Origin of the sequence: Streptomyces sp. NPDC091376, assembly GCF_044757085.1 — a bacterium.
Classification (GTDB): domain Bacteria; phylum Actinomycetota; class Actinomycetes; order Streptomycetales; family Streptomycetaceae; genus Streptomyces; species Streptomyces pratisoli.
In genome coordinates this window covers 322,965-342,697 of record NZ_JBIVUF010000008.1, presented here as the reverse complement: position 1 = coordinate 342,697, position 19,733 = coordinate 322,965, and the positions used below count along the sequence as shown (strand labels likewise).

The window sequence follows — 19,733 nt, the reverse complement described above, 5'->3', positions numbered from 1 at the left end:
GGTTCCGCCGATGCGGCGGCGCCGCGGGAATCGCGGACGGTCGGCACGGAACGTGCTGTGTGCGGCGCACTCCGCCGTGGCTTTCGGCGACGCCACGACGGAGTGCGGCCGGTCCCCCGTTGTTCCGGCTGCCGGCTGCTAGAGCTGCCGGTCGCTCGTGCGCTCGCCCTGCGGGGTCTGCCGCCTCGTCCTGAGCACATCTCCCGCGCCACCACGGGCCCGTCGACGTCCGGTCATGTCCGGCTCGGCGTCCATGATCTCCTGGTCCAGCTCTTCCTCGGCCTTGAGTACGGGCTTCCCGTGCTGCCTGGCTCGCTTCATGGCGACCTCCTTCACGACGACGTCCGAGGGTCTCCGCCCTGGCTACCCGGTCCTGGCTCTCCCACTCTTCCGAGCGGTCGCCGGACGGGACGCCCGTCGGCGGGCACACCTCACCACCATTGTCGCGGCTTCCCGGCCGGACAGCGGCCCCGAGGCGCCGTCGGTACGCTTTTACGCAGCACACGGCAGGAGAGCGATGACGGCACTCCCGAGCACCGGAACCACGTCCGCCTGGGTGGTCGAGCGGCCCGCCCCGATCGCCTCGGGACCGTTGCGGTACGTGGAGCGGGCGACTCCCGGCCCCGGCCCGTACGACGTACTGCTGAGCGTCCGGGCATGCGGGGTGTGCCGCACCGACCTGCACCTGGCCGAGGGCGATCTGACGCCCCGTGAGCCACGCCGCACTCCGGGCCATGAGGTGGTCGGCGAGGTGATCGCCGCCGGACGGTCCGTCGAGGGTGTCGGCGTCGGCGACCGGGTGGGAGCCGCATGGCTGGCGGGCACCTGCGGGCAGTGCCGCTACTGCCGTACAGGACGGGAGAACCTGTGCCCCGCCTCCCGTTACACCGGCTGGGACATCCACGGGGGCTTCGCCACCCACACGCTCGTGGACGCCCGGTACGTCTACCGCCTCCCGGACGGCTGGGACGACGAGGACACCGCTCCGCTGCTGTGCGCCGGCATCATCGGATACCGGGCTCTTGAGCGGGCCGAGCTGCCGGCGGGCGGCCGGCTGGGCATCTACGGTTTCGGCGCCTCCGCGCATCTGACCGCCCAACTCGCCGTCTCCAGGGGCGCCGAGGTCCACGTCGTGACCCGGTCACCGCAGGCGCGGCAGCTGGCCCTGGAGCTCGGTGCCGCGTCCGCCGGTTCCGGCGCGCCGCCGCGGCCCCTGGACTCCGCCATCCTGTTCGCGCCGGCCGGGAGCCTGGTACCGACGGCCCTGGAGGCCCTGGACCGGGGCGGCACCCTGGCGATCGCCGGTATCCACCTGAGCGGCATCCCCGCACTCGACTACGACCGTCATCTGTTCCAGGAACGCTCGGTGCGCAGCGTCACCGCCAACACCCGTGAGGACGGCCGCGCCTTCCTCGCCGAGGCGGCGCGGCTGCGTCCCACCGTGCGGGTGGTGCGCTACCCGATGCGGCGGGCGGACCAGGCGCTGGCCGACCTGGCGGCGGGTCGCGTCACCGGGGTGGCGGTCCTCCTGACGCAGTGACCTCGCCAGCGTCACAGTTGCCGAAACGGCAAGAGGAATTGCCTATCGGGCAGGCCGCTGCGCAGTCTGGCAAGCATGACGAAGACGAACGAGCGGGACAACGCACAGGACGGCGAGCGGGGCGACGAGAGGGACGGCGCCGAGCCGCTGGACGTGGTGGTCGCCGGCGGCGGCGCGGCCGGGCTGTCGGCCGCGCTCACGCTGGCCAGGGCCCGGCGATCGGTGCTGGTGATCGACTCCGGTGAACCGCGCAACGCCCCCGCGGCAGGGGTGCACGGCTACCTGTCCCGGGACGGATCGGCGCCGGGTGAACTGCTGCGGGCCGGCCGGGAGGAGGTCACTCGTTACGGCGGGCGGATCGTGTCCGGACTGGTTACCGGCGCCCGGCGGAGCGGCCCGTACCTCATCGTGGACACCGCGGACGGCGGGAGTCACCGTGCACGCCGGCTGCTGGTGACCACGGGACTGGTCGACGAACTGCCGGACGTTCCCGGACTGCGCGAGCGATGGGGGCGCGATGTGCTGCACTGCCCGTACTGCCACGGCTGGGAGGTGCGGGACATGCCCATCGGCGTCCTGGCGACCGGCCCGGCGGCGGTGCACCAGGCGCTGCTGTTCCGGCAGTGGTCGCCGGATGTGACCGTGTTCCTGCACACCGCGGGCGACCCGACGCAGGAGCAGTGGGAGCAGCTCGCGGCCCGCGGCATCGAGGTGGTCGACGGCGAGGTGATCGGACTCGATGTCGAGGGCGACCGCCTCCGGGGGGTGCGGCTGGCGTCGGGGAGGCGTGTACCGGTGCGGGCGCTGGCCGTGGCGCCGCGGTTCGAGGCACGCGGCGGGGTCCTCTCGGGTCTCGGTCCGACGATCGTCGAACACCCCATGGGTGTGGGCCGTTACATGGAGTCGGACGCGAGCGGGTTCACCGGTGTCGAGGGGGTGTGGGTGGCGGGCAACGTCTCCGACCTCATGGCGGGTGTCGCGGTGGCCGCGGCGTCCGGGATGCAGGCCGCGGTGGCGGTCAACGGCGATCTCGTGGCCGCGGACACCGCGGCGGCGGTGGCCCGTCGCGCGGCCGGCCGGGCCCCCGCGCCGTTCGGACCGTCCGCGGAGGCCGCCGTCTGCGAGCGCGTCCTCGGCGTCCGCCGTCACGGCCTCACGACCGCCCCGGCTCCCGACGGCGGCCCGGACACCTGACCGACCCGAACGCGCGGCGCGCACGGGGCAACCCCCCGCCCGCCGACCGCCCGCCGACCGGCCGGCGCGAGCGCGACGAGGAGCGCGGCGCGGACCGCTGCGGCACGAGAATCGGCCACGCGGGCCGGAGCAGCGCACGGTCGCCCCGCCCGCCGCTGGGCCATGGCCTCCCCGGGCGGGGGCCGGTCAGCCGGGGGGCAGCGACTGCTCCGTCCAGATGGCCTTGCCCTCCTTGCAGTAGCGCGTGCCCCAGCGCAGAACGAGCTGGGCGACGATGAACAGGCCGCGGCCTCCCTCGTCGTCGTCGGCGCTGTGGCGCAGATGGGGGGCGGTATGGCCCGCGTCCGCGACCTCGCACACAAGCGTGCGGTCGTGGATGAGCCGCAGGTGCAGCGGCCCCTCCGCGTACCGAACGGCATTGGTGACCAGTTCACTGGCGATCAGCTCGGTGGTGAACACCAGCTCGTCCAGCCCCCATTCCGTCAGCCGGCCCGCGACCAGCTCCCGCGCCCTGCCGGCGGAGACCGGTTCCGCCGGCAGCTGCCAGGCCGCGACCCTGCGGTCGTCCAGCTCCCGGGTGCGGACCAGCAGGAGAGCCGTGTCATCGGTGGTGGTGCCGCCCGGAAGCAGTTCGGCGACGACCCGGTCGCACAGGTCCTCCAGGCAATCCGTTCCCTCGCCGAGCAGCCTGCCGAGCGTTTCCAGCCCTTTGTCGATGTCCCGGTCCCGGGCCTCGACCAGACCGTCGGTGAACAGGGCGAGCAGACTGCCCGCCGGCAGTTCGACGTCCAGGCACTCGAAGGGCAGCCCGCCGAGTCCCAGGGGTGGGCCGGCCGGCAGGTCGGGGAAGCTGACGCGACCGCCCGGTTCCACGACCGCCGGCGGCAGATGGCCCGCGCGGGCCATGGTGCAGAGCCGTGACACGGGATCGTAGACCGCGTAGAGGCAGGTGGCCCCGGCGGCGACGTCGCCGTCACCGGCGAGTGTGCCCAGGGCGTCCGCGTTGTCCTGCGCCGACTGGCCCACGAGGTCGTCGAGCAGCTTGAGGAGCTCGTCGGGCGGAATGTCCATGGGTGCGAGCGCCCGTACGGTCGTCCGCAGCCGCCCCATGGTGGCCGCCGCGTGCAGTCCATGGCCCACCACGTCGCCGACGACGAGCCCGACGCGCGTTCCGGACAGCGGGATGACGTCGAACCAGTCGCCGCCGACACCGCTCAGATCGTCCGTGGGCAGATACCGATGGGCCACCTCGACGGCCGAGTTCGAGGGCAGATGCTGCGGCAGGAGCTGCCGCTGGAGAGCCAGCGACGCGGAGCGTTCGCGGGTGTAGCGGCGCGCGTTGTCGATGGACACCGCGGCCCGTGCGACGAGCTCGTCCGCCACCGCGACCGCGTCGCGGCCGAAGATGCCGGTCCCGCCGCCACCGGTGCCCCGCACGAAGGTGACGATGCCCAGCGCGCCTCCCCCGGCGCGCAGCGGCACGACCAGGGTGTCGTCCTCCAGCACGAGGCCGCCCGAGGCGAGGCTGCGGTGCTGCGGCGAGCCGTACGGGTAGGTCGCCGGTCCGGTCGCCCCGCCCGGCGCCCCCGGGGTGTGCGAGGTCTCGAGGAGGGCGGAGGACCGGGAGGACGCGCGGATCAGTTCCGGGGCCTCCGGGCCCGTGACGTCCGGCAGCTCACCCTCCAGCACGGCCGGAGCGAGATCGACCTGGACGAGGTCGGCGAACTCCGGCACCGCCACGTCCGCCAGCTCCTCGGCGGTGACGATCACATCCAGTGTCGACCCGACCCGGCGGCCGGCCTCGACCAGGAGATTCACCTGACGCTGCGCCTCGTAGCGGTCGGAGATGTCGAAGGCGTCCTCGCACACCCCGAAGACATGTCCGTCGGTGTCCTCCAGCCGGTAGTACGAACACGACCACAGGTGGTCCTTCCCGGGGTCGCTGGGCTGCTGCCCGCGGAAGTGCAGATCGAGGAACGGCTCCCCGGTCTCGATGACCTGGCGCATGACCGCGTGGAGGGTCTCCGGACAGCCCGGCGTGACGAATCTGCCCCGGGGGTAGAGGTCCTCGGCGAGTCTGCCCCGGACGTCCTCCAGGGGCAGCCCGAGTTCCACCTCGGAGGCGGCGTTGCACCAGACGAGACGGAACGCCGTGTCGTATATGGCGAAGCCCAGGGGCGACTGGGTCGCCAGCCCCTGCAGCATCGCCAGCCGGGACTCCCAGTCCCTGAGCCGCTCGCGGTCGGCCGCCACGAGAACCTGGGCGGCCGGTCCCTCTCCGGAGAGCCGGCAGACGGCCGTGACCAGGTACAGACGGTGACCGTCGCGGTGGACGGCGAGGTGCAGATCGTGTTCGGGGAGAGGCACGATCGGCGGTTCCCCGCCGGCTCCCGCAGCGATCAGGTCGGCCGGCCAGACCTCGGCCGCGGGTGCCGCGACGGACGACAGGAACGTGCCGACGGGCCGGCCGATCACCTCGTCCGGCGGGTAGCCGAGGAGGTCCTGCGCCGCAGGACTCCAGCCGATGACGACGTCCCGGCCGTCGAGTACGAACGTGGCCGCGCTCATGACATCGAGCGGGCCACGGAAATCGGCGTCCTCGGAAGCCTTCCTCACCTTGCTCATGGCGCCTCACCGGCCCCTTGGTCAGGTCCAGAATCCGCCCGGGGCTGACCCTGCGCAACCGATCGGACCTGCTGTGCGCGCGGTCCCGCCGTCGCCGGCCGTACCGCCGCACCGGCCACAGCCGCAGACTAAATACACATGACGGATGCAAGTTTGATAGCGTGCGGCTGTGCGATTGACGAAGTTCAGCGATCTGGCACTGCGCGCGGTCATGCGCCTGGCGGTCACGGGAGACGGCGAGTCCCTGACGACCCGCGAGGTGGCCGAGGCGATGAACGTGCCGTACACACACATGGCCAAGGCCGTGGCGCGACTGCAGCACCTCGGCGTCCTCGACGCCCGGCGCGGACGTGGCGGCGGTCTGGAGCTGACCGGCCTGGGCCGCGGCGCCTCGGTCGGCTGGCTGCTGCGCGAGCTGGAGGGCGAGGAGGAGGTCGTGACCTGCGAAGGCGACGCCCCCTGCCCACTGCGCGGCGCCTGCCGGCTCCGCGGCGCCCTGCGCACGGCCCAGGAGGCGTTCTACGGCTCCCTGGACCCGCTGACCGTGGCCGACGTCGTGGACTCGCCCACGGGACCGGTGCTGCTGACGCTCACCGGCCGCGGCGCCACCTGACTCCCGCACCCCGACCCGGCGCCACCCGACAGCCACACCCCGACCCGGCGATCCCGCTGCCGGAGCGCCTGGGACACATGTTCCCGTTAAATATGAAGATCACTTACCATTTTGGAGGCCACCGTGCTCTCAGAGCAGTCCGTACCTGTCGTCCGCGCCACTCTGCCCGCCGTCGGAGCGGCACTCGGCGAGATCACCGACCGCTTCTACGCACGGCTGTTCGCGGCCCACCCCGAGCTGCTGCGCGATCTCTTCAACCGTGGCAACCAGGCCGACGGAACACAGAAGCAGGCCCTCGCCGGCGCGATAGCCGGCTTCGCGGGCATGCTGGTCGACCGCCCCGGCACCCGGCCGGACGCCGTGCTCTCCCGGATCGCGCACAAGCACGCCTCCCTCGGCGTCACCTCCGAGCGTACAAGACCGTTCAGCGGCACCTCTTCGACGCGATCGCCGAGGTCCTGGGCGATGCGGTGACGCCGGCCGTGGCCGCCGCCTGGGACGAGGTCTACTGGCTGATGGCCAATGCGCTGATCGCCCGGGAGGCACAGCTCTACGAGACCGCGGGCGTCGCCGAGGGCGACGTATGGCGGCCCATGCTGGTGACCGGCCGCCACCGTGAGACCCCCGACGTCGTCTCCTTCACGCTCCGTACGGCCGACGGCGGACCGAACGGCCACTTCCTGCCCGGACAGTACGTCGGCGTGCAGGCGGAACTGCCCGACGGGGCGCGGCAGATCCGCCAGTACAGCCTCTCGCGGGGACCCGGTCGCGCGGAGTGGCGGATCAGCGTCAAGAGACTCCGGAGCGGGCCGGGACCGGACGGCGAGGTGTCCTCCTGGCTGCACGCGAACCTCAGCGCCGGCCAGACGCTCATGGTGTCCGCCCCGTTCGGGGGCCTGACGCTGCCGGAGGGCGACGGCCCGCTGCTGCTCGCCTCCGCCGGCGTCGGCGTCACGCCGATGCTGTCCATGCTGGACGAACTGGCGACCACCGGGTCGACCAGGCGCGTGATCGTGGCGCACGCCGACCGCTCCCCCGACGATCATGCCCATCGCGACGAACTCGCCCGGCTCGTGGCGGCGTTGCCGCACGGCGAGTGCCATCTCTGGTACGAGGATCCGGACGGCTGTACCCAGGGTGCGAGGGCAGGGCGTACGGATGTGGGCGCACTGGAACTCCCCGAGGGACTGACCGCGTACCTGTGCGGCCCCCTGCCGTACCTCCGGGCGGTCCGCGGTGACCTGCTGCACCACGGCGTCCCGGCCGCCGACATCCACTACGAGGTCTTCGGTCCGGACCTCTGGCTCGGGCAGGAATGAACGTCGCAGGTCGCCCCAGGGTGGGTCAGGTGTGAGTTCCGTGACCACGGGTGTCAGCATGGAGTCATGAGCAATGACGTTTTCTTCGACATCAGCATCGACGACGCGCCCGCCGGGCGGATCGTCTTCACCCTGTTCGACGACGTGGTCCCCAAGACCGCGAGGAACTTCCGCGAGCTCGCCACGGGCGAGCACGGCTACGGCTACGAGGGCTCCGGCTTCCACCGGGTCATCCCCGACTTCATGCTGCAGGGCGGTGACTTCACCGCCGGTAACGGCACCGGGGGCAAGAGCATCTACGGTGAGAAGTTCGCCGACGAGAACTTCCAGCTCAAGCACACCAAGCCGGGCCAGCTGTCCATGGCCAACGCGGGCCCGAACACCAACGGCTCGCAGTTCTTCATCACGACCATCGTCACCGACTGGCTGGACAACAAGCACGTCGTCTTCGGCGAGGTCGTGGAGGGCATGGACGTCGTGCAGCGCATCGAGGCCCTGGGCTCGCGCAGCGGCTCCACCAAGGCGAAGATCACGATCGCCAAGTCGGGCGTCGTCGAGAGCTGACCCCTCCGCGCGGTGCGCCGCGCTGCGTGAGCCGCCCCGGGCTCGCGGGCTGTCAGTCCGCGCCCGGGCCGGCCTGCGCCGGGGGCCCGCCCCTCGCGTCCGTGTTCGCCAGAGCGTCGTGCACGGCGTACGAGCCGGTCCCCACGCCCGCGGCCCCGCGCACCCTGGTGCCGCCGTCGACGAGCAAGTCCGTACCGGTGACCCAGTCCGCGTCGTCGGACAGCAGCCACAGCACCGCGCGCGCCACGTCCTCCGGCTCGCCCATCCGGGCCAGCGGCAGGCTCCGCGCGATCCGCTCCTCGGCCCGCTCCCACACGAACCGCGCCATCTCGGTGCGCACCAGCCCGGGTGAGACCGTGTTCACCCGTACGCCCGGCGCCAGCTCACCGGCGAGCTGTCGGGTCAGATGCAGCAGGGCCGCCTTGCTCGTTCCGTACGCGCCGACGTTCGGGCCGACGCCGTGCGTCCCCTCCGTGCAGATGTTGACCACCGCGCCGCCGTGCTCACGCATCCAGGCCCGCCAGGCGAGCTGGGTCAGGCGCAGCGGCGCCTCCACGTTCACCGCGAAGGCGTCGCGCCAGACGGCGGGATCGGCGTCCATCAGCGGGCCGAACGGGGCGTTGGTCGCGGCGTTGTTGACGAGCATGTCCAGCCGGCCGAACGCGCGTACGGCGAACTGCGTGCACGCCACCAGGTGCGCGGGGTCCGCGACGGAGCCGGCGAGGCCGACCGCCCGGATCCCCCCGGCCGTGAGCCGGTCCACGGCCGCGGCCACTCCCGCGGGGTCGCGTGCGGTGACGCAGACCATCGCTCCCGCCTCGCCCAGGGCCCGTGCGGTGGCTAGACCGATCCCCCGGGAGGCTCCGGTGACGAGGGCCGCCCGGCCGTCGAACGCGGATGATGACGTCATCCCCGTACGATCTCATGACGACATGACGGCCCGTCAGGCATTGCCCGGACGGCCGCCTCGGGGCATCGCCTCGTCGGACAGCGCCACCGGCCCGGGCACCTCGATCGCGGCCGGCGGACGCCAGCCGCCCCACTCCTCCCACCAGCGCTCGCCCCGCTCGATCAGGCCGGCCACCTCGGTCGCGGCGGTGCGCACCGACTCCGCCTCGCCGGGCCCGAACCCGCCCGTGCGGGCGCGCTCCTCGAAGTGGTCGACGTCCTTCCAGTCGTAGTGGGAGCCGTCGGCCGCGATCACCAGGTCGAGTTCCTGGTCCAGGGTGTCGAAACCCCTCTCCGTACGGCGCATGGGCTGCTGGAAGTTGATGTACCAGTCGTGCAGTCCGCCGTCCTTCAGCCGGGCCCACACGGAATACCCCTCACCGGCACGCTGGAGCTGCAGCACCCCTTCGGACTGCCAGGTGTGGTCGAAGTGGATCCATGGGTGCGGCCCCCAGGTGAAGTCGCCGCCGCCGAAGGTGAGCGGAGTGCCCGGTGCGAGGTAGCCGGCGAGGAGCACCCCGTCGTCGGCGACCACGCGCAGCGGGTACACCATCCACTCGCGCCCGTCGAGGATCTCTCGTCTGACGATGACGTCGTTGCTGCGGAAGTGTGGCTCCATGCCGGGCCACCCTAGGCCGTGTCCGACACGGCCTACCCGCCGGCTTCTCCCGCCCCGGTCTCCCCGTCCGTCTCCCTCTCCGCCTGCCCGTCCTTCTCGCGGAGGGTCAGTGCCAGTTCGCCGTCCCTGACGTCCGCCAGGACCGTGTCGCCCGGGTTGAGTGTGCCGTCGAGCAGCATGTTCGAGAGGCGGTTGTCGAGTTCCGTCTGGATGGTGCGGCGCAGCGGACGGGCTCCGAACTCGGGGTGGTAGCCGCGATCGGCCAGCCATTCCTTGGCGGTCTCGGTGACCTCGAGGCCGATCTTCTGGGCGTGGAGCCTGCGCCTGCTGCGTTCCAGCAGGAGGTCGACGATCTGCACGAGGTCCGCTCGGGTGAGGGCGTGGAAGACGATGATCTCGTCGATGCGGTTGAGGAACTCGGGCCGGAAGTGCGCCTGGAGTTCGGCCATCAGTTCGTCCCTGATGTCGTCGACCGCGCCGTGGTGGTCCAGGATGCGCTTGGAGGCGATGTTGCTCGTCATGATGACCACGGAGTGGCGGAAGTCGACGGTGCGGCCCTGGGCGTCGGTGAGCCGCCCGTCGTCCAGCACCTGGAGCAGCAGGTTGAAGACGTCCGGGTGGGCCTTCTCGACCTCGTCGAACAGGACGACGCTGTACGGCTTGCGGCGCACGGCCTCCGTGAGCTGCCCGGCCTCCTCGTAGCCGACGTAGCCGGGCGGGGACCCGACGAGCCGGGAGACGGTGTGCTTCTCCTGGAACTCGCTCATGTCGAAGCGGATCATCCGGTCGGCGTCCCCGAAGAGCAGTTCCGCGAGCGCCTTGGCCAGTTCGGTCTTGCCCACGCCGGTGGGACCGAGGAAGAGGAAGCTGCCGGTGGGACGGTCGGGGTCCCCCATGCCCGCCCTTCCGCGGCGTACGGCCTGGGCCACCGCCGTGACCGCCTCGTCCTGGCCGATCACACGGGCGTGGAGGGCCTCTTCGAGCCTGGTGAGCCGTTCCCGCTCGGTCTGGGTGAGCTGGGTGACGGGGATGCCGGTGCGGGCGGAGAGCACGTCGGCGATGTCCTCGGCCGTGACGCTGCCGGCCTGCTCACGTTCCTGCCCGGCGGCGGCGAGCTCCTGCTCCGCCTGCTGGACCTGCTCCTTGAGCCGGCCCGCGCGTTCGTAGTCCTCGGTGCTGACGGCTTCGTCCTTCTCCCGGCGCAGCTTGGTGACGCGGTCCTCGAGCTCCGCCGTCCCGGACGGGCCGCCGAGACCGCGCAGCCCCACCCGGGCTCCGGCCTGGTCCATGAGGTCGATGGCCTTGTCGGGCAGGAAGCGGTCGGTGATGTAGCGGTCGGAGAGGGCGGCCGCGGCGTCCAGGGCCTCGTCCGTGAACCGGACCTGGTGGTGGGCCTCGTAGGAGTCGCGGAGCCCGTGCAGGATCTCGACGGTCTCGTCCACCGTGGGTTCGGGCACCATGACCGGCTGGAAGCGGCGTTCGAGGGCGGCGTCCTTCTCGATGTACCTGCGGTACTCGTCGATGGTGGTGGCACCGACGACGCTGAGGTCCCCGCGGGCGAGCGCCGGTTTGAGGATGTTCCCGGCGTCCATGGCGCCTTCGCCGCCACCGCCCGCGCCGACGACCGTGTGCAGTTCGTCGATGAACAGGATGATGCTCTTGTCGGCCTCGGTGACCTCGTCGATGACCTTCTTCAGGCGTTCCTCGAACTCGCCCCGGTACTTCGACCCGGCGACCAGGCCGGCCAGATCGAGACCCACCACACGGCGGTCCCGCAGCGCCTTGGGCACCTCCCCGGCCACGATGCGTTGTGCGAGACCCTCGACGATGGCGGTCTTGCCGACGCCGGGATCGCCGATCAGCACGGGGTTGTTCTTGGTGCGCCGGGAGAGGACCTCCACGGTCTGCTCGATCTCCTCCGCCCGGCCGACGACGGGATCGAGCCGCCCGCCCCGGGCCTCCGCGGTGAGGTCACGCCCGTACTCGTCCAGGGTCGGGGTGCCGCTCCGGTCGCCGGCCGCCGCCTCCCGTCCACCGCCCCGGGGGCCTCCCGCGCCGGTCAGCGCGCCGGGCGACGCCCCCTCGGACCGCAGTGCGCCCGTGAGACCGGCACGGGGGTCGTCCGTCAGCGCGGCGAGGATGTGCTCCGGGCCGATGTAGGAGGCACCGGCCGCCTGGGAGCGCGCGTGGGCGGCGAGCAGGGCGCGTTTCGCACCGGGGGTGAGTGCGGGATCACCGCCACCCGTGCCCGTGGGAAGGGCCGCCTCCAGACTCCCGGCCAGATGGCCGGGATCCACCCCGGCCTGCTCCAGCAGTTGCCGGGAGGCCGGCACCTGTGTGGCGGCCCACAGCAGGTGCACGGTGTCGAGGTCGGCGCCGTCCTCGGCCGCCCGGCCGCCGGCCGCGGCCAGCAGCTCGTGCGAGGAATCGCTGAGGAGGCGGCCTATGGGCACGCGCTGGACGGCAGGCGGGGAGGCCGCCGGGCTCATGCCGAAGAAGCGGTCGAAGAAGTCGGAGAACGGGTCGCCGGACCCGAAGGGCGAGGTCGTCACAGGGATCATCCCGTCCGGCGGGCGGCACAACGGCCGCGGCAGCCTGCCGTAGTCGATTTGCCCGTACACGTACACGCCCATTGTTCGCCGGGTCGTCGCGGCCTGCGACCGCAGGGGATCCACCGGGGCCGGAGCCCTACTCCGCCGCTCTTCGCCGCACCCGGGCCAGTGTGGACTCGCGGACGACCAGCTCCGGCTGGAGCACGATCCGCCGGTGGCGGTGCCCGGCCGCCGCCTCCTCGTCGGTCTCCTCGATGAGGAGTTCCGCGGCCGTACGGCCCATCCGGAAGGAGGGCTGACGGACCGAGGTGAGCGGCACGGCGGCCGCGGAGGCGAACTCGATGTCGTCGTAGCCGACGAGCGCGATGTCCTCCGGGATGCGCACGCCCGCGCCGTAGAGGGTCTGAAGGACGCCGAGGGCGAGCAGGTCGTTGGCGCAGAACACCGCCGTCGGCCGCGGGGACATGCCCAGCAGCCGCGCCCCCGCGTCCCGCCCGGCCGACACGTCCAGCCGCTCCGCCTCGATGTGCCGCAGCCGCTCCTCGGCCGGCAGTCCGGCCTCCGCCAGGGCCTGGAGGGCTCCGGTGCGACGGTCCCGGCACTGCGCCAGGTGCATGGGCCCGCTGATGTAGGCCACGCTGCTGTGGCCGCATTCGACGAGGTGGCGTACGGCGAGCGTGCCTCCGGTCACGTCGTCGACCGACACCGAGCAGGCGTCGGTCCGTGGCACATCGTGATCGACGAAGACGTGCGGGATGCCGTGCCGCCGGAAGTTCGCCAGATTGACGCCCGTGGCGTCGGCGGGCGTGACGAGGACACCGCGCACCCGCTGCTCGGCGAAGAGCGAAAGATAGTCGGCTTCCTCGCCCGGGCTCTGGGCGCTGTTGCACAGCATCACCCCGAGTCCCGCGGCGCGCGCCGCCCGCTCGGCGCCGGTCGCGACCTCCACGAAGAAGGGGTTGGCCATGTCGAGGACCAGCATCGCGATGATCCGGCTCCGGCCTGCGCGCAATTGGCGCGCCGTCTCGCTGCGTACGTAGCCGAGCCGCTCGATCACGGCGAGCACCCGCTCGCGGGTCTCCTCGGCGACCATGTCCGGCCGGTTGATCACGTTCGACACCGTGCCGACCGACACCTTGGCCTGTCGCGCCACGTCCTTGATGCCCACCATGCGTGCCACGAGCTCCGACCGTCCGCCTTTCCGCGGCCCGCCGGGGCCGCCGGCCTCATGCTACGCAGGAATGCGGCTCGCGGGAGTTGCGGGCCACGCACCACGGGCCGCACACCATGAGCCGCGCACCACGAGCCGCGCACCATGGGCCGCGGGCTGCGGGCCGCGGGCTGCGGAGCACCTGCTACGTGGCCGTGCGGCCGCCCGCCCGGCCGAGGCTGCTTCCCCTCACGACGAGTTCAGGCTGCAGGACGATCCGCCGGTGCTCGTGGTCCGTGACGTTCTCGTCCGCCTCCTCGATCAGCAGGTCCGCGGCCGTACGGCCCATCCGGAAGGCGGGCTGGCGCACCGACGTGAGGGGCACGGCGGCCGCCGAGGCGAACTCGATGTCGTCGTAGCCGACGAGCGCGATCTCCTCGGGCACGCTCACCCCGGCCCCGTACAGCGCCTGGAGGACCCCGAGGGCGAGCAGGTCGTTGGCGCAGAACACCGCCGTCGGCCGCGGGGACATGCCCAGCAGCCGCGCCCCCGCGTCCCGCCCGGCCGACACGTCCAGCCGCTGCGCCTCGATGTGCCGCAGCCGCTCCTCGGGGACGCCGGCCTCGGTCAGCGCGATCAGTGCTCCCGTACGGCGGTCCTGGCACTGGGCGAGATGCATGGGACCGCTGATGTACGTGACGTCCTGGTGGCCCTGTTCGACGAGATGGCGTACCGCCAGCGTGCCGCCCGTGATGTCGTCCACCGACACGGAACAGCCCTCGGCGCTGGGCAGGACCCGGTCGACGAGGACGAACGGGATGCCGTGGCGGCGGAAGCTCTCCAGATTGCGGCCGGTGGTGTCCGCGGGCGTCACCAGCACACCGCGCACCCGCTGTTCGGTGAACAGCCCCAGGTACTCCGCCTCCTCGGCCGGGCTCTGCGCGCTGTTGCACAGCATCACCCCGAGCCCGGCCTCCCGCGCCGCCCGTTCCGCGCCCGACGCCACGTCCACGAAGAAGGGGTTGGCCATGTCGAGGACCAGCAGCGCGATGATCCGGCTGCGGCCGGCCCGCAACTGCCGCGCGGACTCGCTGCGTACATAGCCGAGCCGCTCGATGGTGGAGCGGACGCGGTCCCGGGTCCCCGCCGAGACCGAGTCGGGGCGGTTGATCACGTTCGAGACCGTGCCGACCGAGACCCCGGCCGCCCGGGCCACGTCCTTGATGCCCACCGGGTGGGCCGTCGACGGTCCCTCGGTGATGGCCCCGGTGGTGGCGGGGCTGTGTGCGTTCATGGGCGTTCCCTCCCAGTCGCGGTGGAGCTCGTCGGTCAGTCCAGGTGGAACACTTCGGTCAGCGGCCTCATCGCCTCGTCCGGCGTGGCGCCGTCCAGTGCCTCGAAGAAGCCGGCCATCTCCGCCTGCCAGCGGGCGTTGACGTCGGTGGCGCCCACGGCGGCCTGCGCGGCCGCGAAGTCCTCGGTCTCCAGATAGCCGACGAGCAGGCCGTCGTCCCGGAGGAAGAGGGAGTAGTTGTGCCAGCCGGCGGCGGAGAGCGCCGCGAGCATCCCGGGCCATACGGCCGCGTGACGCTCGCGGTACTCCTCCAGCCGCTCCTGCCGCACCTTCAGCAGAAAGCAGACGCGCTGCATCGGTGAACCTCGGGACCTCAGAAGTCGAAGTCGTCGATGTTGTTCTTGTCGAAGACGGTCGGCGGGCCGAGGATGATCTCGCCGTCCTTGCCGATGGTGTACTCGCCGAGGTCGCCGGCCGTGAACTTCTCGCCCTGCGCGCCGGTGATCTGGCCGGAGGCCAGCGCGGCCGCCACGTACGCGCCGAGGCGGCCGAGCTTCTTCGGGTCCCACAGGGCGAACTGTTCGACGGTGCCGTCCTTGACGTACGCGCGCATCTGGTTCGGGGTGCCGAGACCGTTGATGACGACCTTGCCCTTGTAGCTGGAGCTGCTGATGTAGCGGGAGGCGGCGGCGATGCCGACCGTGGTGGGCGAGATGATGCCCTTCAGGTTCGGGTAGGCCTTGAGCAGACCCTGGGTCTCCTGGAAGGACTTCTGGTCGTCGTCGTCGCCGTAGGCGACCTTGACCAGCTTCAGGTCCTTGTACTCGGGCTTCTTCAGCTCGTCCTTCATGAAGGCGATCCAGGTGTTCTGGTTCGTCGCGTTCTGGGTGGCCGAGAGGACCGCGATCTCGCCCTTGAAACCGAGCTGCTTGGCGATGTTGCGGATCTGGCTGCGGCCGATCTCCTCGGAGCTGGACTGGTTGATGAAGGCGTCACGGCATTCGGGGGCCGTGTCCGAGTCGTAGGTGACGACCTTGATGTCCTGGGCGAGGGCCTGCTTCAGGGAGCCGCAGACCGAGTTCGGGTCGTTGGCCGCGATCAGGATCGCGTCCTGGCGCTGCTGGACGAGGGTGTTGATGTAGGAGACCTGGGACGAGGCCTTGGCGTCGGAGGAGCCGACCTCCTTGGCGGTGGACCCGAGCTCCTTGACGGTCTCGACGCCGGAGCCGTCGAGGATCGTGAAGTAGGGGTTGTTGATCTGCTTCGGCAGAAAGGCGATCTTGAGGCCCTTCTTCAGCGGCGCGTTCGGGTCGGCCTTGGCGCCGCTCGCGGGCTCCTTCGCCTCGCTCTTGGCGTCGTTCTTCGTCGTGCCCGAGCAGCCGGCCAGCGTGACGGCGAGGACACAGGCCGCGGCGGTGGCGGTGAGGCCGGCGCGGCGGCGCGTGCGGGAGTGCGCAGACATGGTGATGTCCCTTTCGGAGGGCGGGAATGGGCGAAGCGGAAGAGAGAGGAAGAGAACGACAGAGGAGAAGACGGGACGAGGGAGCAGGACGAGGCGGGGTGTCAGACGGCGGAGGAGGCGGTCGCCGCGCGCCGGTGGCGGCGCTCGGAGAGGGTGGCGACGACCCGTGGGGTGAGGACCGAGGCGACGAGAAGCAGCCCGGTGACGATCACCTGGATCTCGCTGGACACGTCGTTGAGGGTGAGCAGGTTGCCGAGCAGGCCGATGAGCAGCACTCCGGCGAGGGCGCCGCCGAGCGTGCCCCTGCCGCCGTCGAAGTCGACGCCACCGAGCAGCACGGAGGCGATGACGACGAGTTCGAGACCGATCCCGTTGTCGGCGCGGGCGCTGCCGTACCGCAGGGTGTAGACGATCCCGGCGAAGGAGGCGGTGAACCCGGCGAGGACGAAGAGCACCAGCTTGATGCGCCTGACCCGGATGCCCGCGAACCAGGCCGCTTCCTCCTGGGCGCCGATGGCGTACAGCGAACGGCCGAAGGCGGTGCAGTGCAGGACCACGGCGGTGATCACGGCGAGGATGCCGAACAGGGCGACGGGGTACGGGACGAACGTCCCCGGCACCGTCTCGGTGTACGTCGCCCACTGGGCGTACGACTCGGGGAAGTCCGCGACCGCCTTGTCACCGAGGACGACGGAGGCCAGGCCCCGGTAGAGCGTGAGCGTGCCGATGGTGACGGCGAGCGAGGGGAGTCCGACGCGGGTGACCAGCCAGCCGTTGAGGAGGCCGCCGAGCGCGCCCACGAGCAGGCACAGCGGCACGATCATCTCGAAGGCCCAGCCGGCCTCCCACAGCGAGCCGGCGAGGGCGCTGGAGAGTCCGAGCATGGAAGCCACGGACAGGTCGACCTGTCCGGCGACGACGAGCAGCGTCATCGGCAGGGCGATGAGGGCGATCTCGGCGGTGTCGTTGAGGGCGGCCGAGAGGTTCACGGTGTCCGCGAAACCCTCCGTGGTACCGGCTCCGGCGAGGAAGACGGCGACCACGAGCACACCGACGACGGTGTCCCAACGCAGGTACTTGGCGAGCGTGTTCATCGCCGGCTCCTCTTCCTCAGCGCGCTGGTGGTGCGCAGGTTCACGATGCGGTCGGTGGTGATGGCCGCGAGCAGCAGCACACCCGTGATGGCCTGCTGCCAGAAGGAGTCCACCTTCAGGACGACGAGGGCGCTGCCGATCGTCGTGAGCAGCAGTGCGCCGAGCGCCGCCCCCCAGACCGTGCCGACGCCGCCGGTGATGGCGACGCCGCCGACGACGACGGCGCTGACGACGTTCAGTTCCCAGCCGTTGGCCGCGTCGGCGACGACGGTGCCGAAGCGCGCGAGCCACAGCGCCCCGGCGAAACCGGCGACGGCGCCGGAGAAGGCGTAGGCGGCGAGCACGCGGCGACGGATGGGGATGCCGGCGAGCCGGGCGGCCTCGGGGTTGGACCCGATGGCGTACAGCTCGCGGCCGCCGCGGTAGGTGCGCAGGTAGTACGCGGTGCCCGCGAGGACGACGGCGGAGATCAGCGGCAGGTACGGGATGCCGAGGACGCTGCCGCTGCCGAGGGCGAGCACGCCGTCGGGGACGTCGGCGGCGTTGATCTGCTCGCCGTGCGCCCAGGCGTGGTCGATGCCCTGGATGACGTAGAGCATGCCGAGGGTCACGACCAGCGCGGGCACCCGGCCGAAGCTGACCAGGAGTCCGCTGACCAGTCCGCACAGCACACCGAGGCCGATGCCCAGCAGGACGACGGTGAGCGGGCCGTGGTCGCTGCCGGAGACGAAGCTGCCGCAGGCGAAGGCGGTGAGTCCGACGACGGAGCCGACGGACAGGTCGATGTTGCGGGTGATGACGACGACGGCCTGGCCGGCCACGAGCAGCACCAGGATCGAGGAGTTGAGCAGCAGGTCCTTGATGCCCTGGTCGTCCAGGAAGGACGGGTTGGCGGCCCAGGTGGCGAGGATCAGGACGAGGAGCGCACCGCCGATGCTCAACTCGCGGGCCCGGAAGACCAGGTCCATCAAGGAGCGGGCCGAGCGGCCGTTCGCCTCCGGCGCGGCCGGAGGGCTGTCGAGGGTGGCGGTCATGCCGCTGTCCTTTCGTGTGCGCCGGGTCCTGGACGGGAGTTCGGGACGTTCATGCCGCCCTCCCGGTGCCGTCACGGCCCGTCGCCGCGACCATCACCGTCTCCTCGGTGGCCTCCGCGCGGGGGATCTCCGCGACGAGCCGGCCCTCGTGCATGACCAGCACCCGGTCGGCCATGCCGAGCACTTCGGGCAGGTCGGAGGAGACCATCAGGACGGCGACTCCCTCGGCGGCGAGCGAGGAGAGCAGCCGGTGCACCTCGGCCTTGGTGCCGACGTCGATGCCGCGGGTGGGCTCGTCGACGATGAGCACGGCCGGGTCGGTGGCCAGCCACTTGGCGAGGACGACCTTCTGCTGGTTGCCGCCGGAGAGCACGCCGACGGCGTCCGCGAGCCGGTTGTACTTCACCTGCAGCTTCACCGCCCAGTCGGCGGCGCGGGCCCGCTCCGGTCCACGGCGGACCAGGCCCCCCCTGCCCAGGGTGCCGAGTCCGGTGAGGCCGATGTTGCGCTCGATGGAGGCCTCCATGACGAGCCCGCGCCGGCGCCTGTCCTCCGGTACGAGGGCGACGCCCGCGTCCATCGCGGCCGTCGGCGAACCGGCGCGCAGCCGCGTACCGCCGACGTGTACCTCGCCCGCGTCGGCCTTGTCCACGCCGAACACGGCCTGGACGACCTCGGTCCGCCCGGCGCCGACGAGTCCGGCGAGCGCCACGATCTCGCCGCGGCGCACCTCGAACGACACGTCCCGGAAGACGCCTTCGCGGGTGAGCCGCCGCACCGACAGCGCGGTGTCGCCGACGGTGGTCTCCTGCTTGGGGTAGAGCTCGTCGAGGTCGCGGCCGACCATGCGGCGTACGAGATCGTCCTCGGTGAGGCCGTCGAGGGGCTCGGAGGCGATCCGGCGGCCGTCGCGCAAGGTCGTGACGCGTCGGCAGAGCGCGAAGATCTCCTCCAGCCGGTGGGAGATGAACAGCACGGCCGCACCGGCCTCGCTCAGGGTACGGACGACCGAGAAGAGCCGGGCGGTCTCGCTGCCCGTGAGGGCGGCGGTCGGCTCGTCCATGATCAGGACGCGCGCGTCGAAGGACAGCGCCTTGGCGATCTCGACGATCTGCTGGTCGGCGATGGAAAGGCCGCGGGCGAGCCGGTCGGGGTCGAGATCGACACCGAGCCGGGTGATCAGCGCGGCGGTGGCGTCATGGACGGCCTTGCGGTCGATCCGGCCGAAGGAGGCACGCGGCTGGCGGCCCATGAAGATGTTCTCGGCGATCGACAGGTCGGGGAAGAGCGTGGGCTCCTGGTAGATGACCGCGATGCCGGCGTCACGGGCGTCGGCCGGGCCGTCGAAGACGACCGGCTTCCCGTCGAGCAACACCTGGCCGGAGTCGGGCCGGTGGACGCCGGCGAGCGTCTTGATGAGGGTGGACTTGCCCGCGCCGTTCTCACCGGCGAGCGCGTGGACCTCGCCCGGGAGCAGCTGCAGGGAGACGTCCTGCAGAGCCCGTACGGCGCCGAAGGACTTGGACACGTCCGTCAGGGCCAGAACGGGGGCCGGGCCCGTGTCGGGCTGGTTCATGGATGCTCCGTGGAAGGTGCGCCGCGAAGGGCGCCGTGAAAGGTTTCAACCAAGTTTCACGGAAGCTAGACGGGCAACACCCGCCCAGTCAATGGGTCAGTTCATGAAACTTTCTGAGCCGACTCGCTCCCTTGACATGCCTGTTGGGC

16 protein-coding genes and 1 pseudogene are annotated in these 19,733 nt (G+C 71.7%); 5 read left to right on the top strand and 12 right to left on the bottom strand.

The window, feature by feature from the left end:
- Positions 1–138: 138 nt before the first annotated feature.
- The gene (locus ACIQMR_RS20060; protein ID WP_401388721.1) at positions 139–321 is read right to left on the bottom strand and encodes a hypothetical protein; all 183 of its coding nucleotides are present in this window, start codon (positions 319–321) and stop codon (positions 139–141) included.
- Positions 322–517: 196 nt separating this feature from the next.
- Between ACIQMR_RS20060 and ACIQMR_RS20055 the strand changes: the two genes are divergently transcribed.
- Both ACIQMR_RS20055 and ACIQMR_RS20050 read left to right on the top strand, forming a co-directional pair.
- Positions 518–1,540: a zinc-dependent alcohol dehydrogenase family protein gene (locus ACIQMR_RS20055; protein WP_401388719.1), complete on the top strand. Its 1,023-nt coding sequence runs from the start codon at positions 518–520 to the stop codon at positions 1,538–1,540.
- Positions 1,541–1,615: 75 nt separating this feature from the next.
- On the top strand, positions 1,616–2,734 hold the full coding sequence (locus tag ACIQMR_RS20050) for an NAD(P)/FAD-dependent oxidoreductase (protein ID WP_401388717.1): 1,119 nt from the start codon (positions 1,616–1,618) through the stop codon (positions 2,732–2,734).
- Between the two features lie 186 nt (positions 2,735–2,920).
- On the opposite strand, the gene ACIQMR_RS20045 is transcribed toward ACIQMR_RS20050, so the two are convergent.
- Complete coding sequence (locus ACIQMR_RS20045) at positions 2,921–5,359, bottom strand: SpoIIE family protein phosphatase (RefSeq protein WP_401388715.1); 2,439 nt, start codon at positions 5,357–5,359, stop codon at positions 2,921–2,923.
- 169 nt (positions 5,360–5,528) lie between these two features.
- On the opposite strand from ACIQMR_RS20045, the gene ACIQMR_RS20040 reads away from it, so the two are divergent.
- The 3 genes and pseudogenes from ACIQMR_RS20040 (at position 5,529) to ACIQMR_RS20030 (ending at position 7,855) form a co-directional block, all read left to right on the top strand.
- The gene (locus ACIQMR_RS20040) at positions 5,529–5,972 is read left to right on the top strand and encodes an RrF2 family transcriptional regulator (protein ID WP_401388713.1); all 444 of its coding nucleotides are present in this window, start codon (positions 5,529–5,531) and stop codon (positions 5,970–5,972) included.
- A gap of 123 nt (positions 5,973–6,095) precedes the next feature.
- Positions 6,096–7,291, top strand: a pseudogene (locus tag ACIQMR_RS20035) (globin domain-containing protein).
- 66 nt (positions 7,292–7,357) lie between these two features.
- Positions 7,358–7,855, top strand: coding sequence for a peptidylprolyl isomerase (locus ACIQMR_RS20030; RefSeq protein ID WP_401388710.1), 498 nt, complete (start codon positions 7,358–7,360; stop codon positions 7,853–7,855).
- Between the two features lie 52 nt (positions 7,856–7,907).
- Here the strand turns inward: ACIQMR_RS20030 and ACIQMR_RS20025 are convergent, their stop codons facing one another.
- From ACIQMR_RS20025 to ACIQMR_RS19980, 10 genes are all read right to left on the bottom strand, one after another.
- Positions 7,908–8,765 carry an SDR family oxidoreductase gene (locus ACIQMR_RS20025; RefSeq protein WP_401388707.1) on the bottom strand — a complete coding sequence of 286 codons (858 nt, stop codon included), beginning with the start codon at positions 8,763–8,765 and terminating at the stop codon, positions 7,908–7,910.
- A gap of 33 nt (positions 8,766–8,798) precedes the next feature.
- Positions 8,799–9,422, bottom strand: coding sequence for a DUF402 domain-containing protein (locus ACIQMR_RS20020; protein ID WP_401388704.1), 624 nt, complete (start codon positions 9,420–9,422; stop codon positions 8,799–8,801).
- A 32-nt stretch (positions 9,423–9,454) separates the two neighbouring features.
- Positions 9,455–11,983 (bottom strand): ATP-dependent Clp protease ATP-binding subunit, encoded by a 2,529-nt coding sequence (locus ACIQMR_RS20015; RefSeq protein ID WP_401388895.1) that lies wholly within the window; start codon positions 11,981–11,983, stop codon positions 9,455–9,457.
- Between the two features lie 127 nt (positions 11,984–12,110).
- Positions 12,111–13,145 carry a LacI family DNA-binding transcriptional regulator gene (locus ACIQMR_RS20010; RefSeq protein ID WP_401388892.1) on the bottom strand — a complete coding sequence of 345 codons (1,035 nt, stop codon included), beginning with the start codon at positions 13,143–13,145 and terminating at the stop codon, positions 12,111–12,113.
- 184 nt (positions 13,146–13,329) lie between these two features.
- Positions 13,330–14,418 carry a LacI family DNA-binding transcriptional regulator gene (locus ACIQMR_RS20005; RefSeq protein ID WP_401388701.1) on the bottom strand — a complete coding sequence of 363 codons (1,089 nt, stop codon included), beginning with the start codon at positions 14,416–14,418 and terminating at the stop codon, positions 13,330–13,332.
- 35 nt (positions 14,419–14,453) lie between these two features.
- On the bottom strand, positions 14,454–14,774 hold the full coding sequence (locus tag ACIQMR_RS20000; protein ID WP_401388698.1) for an L-rhamnose mutarotase: 321 nt from the start codon (positions 14,772–14,774) through the stop codon (positions 14,454–14,456).
- A gap of 17 nt (positions 14,775–14,791) precedes the next feature.
- A complete protein-coding gene (gene rhaS / locus ACIQMR_RS19995; protein ID WP_401388695.1) occupies positions 14,792–15,880 on the bottom strand; it encodes a rhamnose ABC transporter substrate-binding protein in 1,089 nt (362 codons plus the stop codon).
- Positions 15,881–15,981: 101 nt separating this feature from the next.
- A complete protein-coding gene (locus ACIQMR_RS19990) occupies positions 15,982–16,974 on the bottom strand; it encodes an ABC transporter permease (RefSeq protein ID WP_401388692.1) in 993 nt (330 codons plus the stop codon).
- On the bottom strand, positions 16,971–18,008 hold the full coding sequence (locus tag ACIQMR_RS19985) for an ABC transporter permease (RefSeq protein ID WP_401388689.1): 1,038 nt from the start codon (positions 18,006–18,008) through the stop codon (positions 16,971–16,973). The genes ACIQMR_RS19990 and ACIQMR_RS19985 overlap by 4 nt, the downstream gene beginning before the upstream one ends.
- A 49-nt stretch (positions 18,009–18,057) precedes the next feature.
- The gene (locus ACIQMR_RS19980; protein ID WP_401388686.1) at positions 18,058–19,584 is read right to left on the bottom strand and encodes a sugar ABC transporter ATP-binding protein; all 1,527 of its coding nucleotides are present in this window, start codon (positions 19,582–19,584) and stop codon (positions 18,058–18,060) included.
- Between the last annotated feature and the right edge of the window lie 149 nt (positions 19,585–19,733).

What these genes read in the sequence shown, in the direction of transcription:
- ACIQMR_RS20060 (WP_401388721.1), bottom strand. Translation starts at nt 321, where the DNA reads ATGAAGCGAGCCAGGCAGCACGGGAAGCCCGTACTCAAGGCCGAGGAA.
- ACIQMR_RS20055 (WP_401388719.1), top strand. Translation starts at nt 518, where the DNA reads ATGACGGCACTCCCGAGCACCGGAACCACGTCCGCCTGGGTGGTCGAG.
- ACIQMR_RS20050 (WP_401388717.1), top strand. Translation starts at nt 1,616, where the DNA reads ATGACGAAGACGAACGAGCGGGACAACGCACAGGACGGCGAGCGGGGC.
- ACIQMR_RS20045 (WP_401388715.1), bottom strand. Translation starts at nt 5,359, where the DNA reads ATGAGCAAGGTGAGGAAGGCTTCCGAGGACGCCGATTTCCGTGGCCCG.
- ACIQMR_RS20030 (WP_401388710.1), top strand. Translation starts at nt 7,358, where the DNA reads ATGAGCAATGACGTTTTCTTCGACATCAGCATCGACGACGCGCCCGCC.
- ACIQMR_RS20025 (WP_401388707.1), bottom strand. Translation starts at nt 8,765, where the DNA reads ATGACGTCATCATCCGCGTTCGACGGCCGGGCGGCCCTCGTCACCGGA.
- ACIQMR_RS20020 (WP_401388704.1), bottom strand. Translation starts at nt 9,422, where the DNA reads ATGGAGCCACACTTCCGCAGCAACGACGTCATCGTCAGACGAGAGATC.
- ACIQMR_RS20015 (WP_401388895.1), bottom strand. Translation starts at nt 11,983, where the DNA reads ATGATCCCTGTGACGACCTCGCCCTTCGGGTCCGGCGACCCGTTCTCC.
- ACIQMR_RS20010 (WP_401388892.1), bottom strand. Translation starts at nt 13,145, where the DNA reads ATGGTGGGCATCAAGGACGTGGCGCGACAGGCCAAGGTGTCGGTCGGC.
- ACIQMR_RS20005 (WP_401388701.1), bottom strand. Translation starts at nt 14,418, where the DNA reads ATGAACGCACACAGCCCCGCCACCACCGGGGCCATCACCGAGGGACCG.
- ACIQMR_RS20000 (WP_401388698.1), bottom strand. Translation starts at nt 14,774, where the DNA reads ATGCAGCGCGTCTGCTTTCTGCTGAAGGTGCGGCAGGAGCGGCTGGAG.
- rhaS (WP_401388695.1), bottom strand. Translation starts at nt 15,880, where the DNA reads ATGTCTGCGCACTCCCGCACGCGCCGCCGCGCCGGCCTCACCGCCACC.
- ACIQMR_RS19990 (WP_401388692.1), bottom strand. Translation starts at nt 16,974, where the DNA reads ATGAACACGCTCGCCAAGTACCTGCGTTGGGACACCGTCGTCGGTGTG.
- ACIQMR_RS19985 (WP_401388689.1), bottom strand. Translation starts at nt 18,008, where the DNA reads ATGACCGCCACCCTCGACAGCCCTCCGGCCGCGCCGGAGGCGAACGGC.
- ACIQMR_RS19980 (WP_401388686.1), bottom strand. Translation starts at nt 19,584, where the DNA reads ATGAACCAGCCCGACACGGGCCCGGCCCCCGTTCTGGCCCTGACGGAC.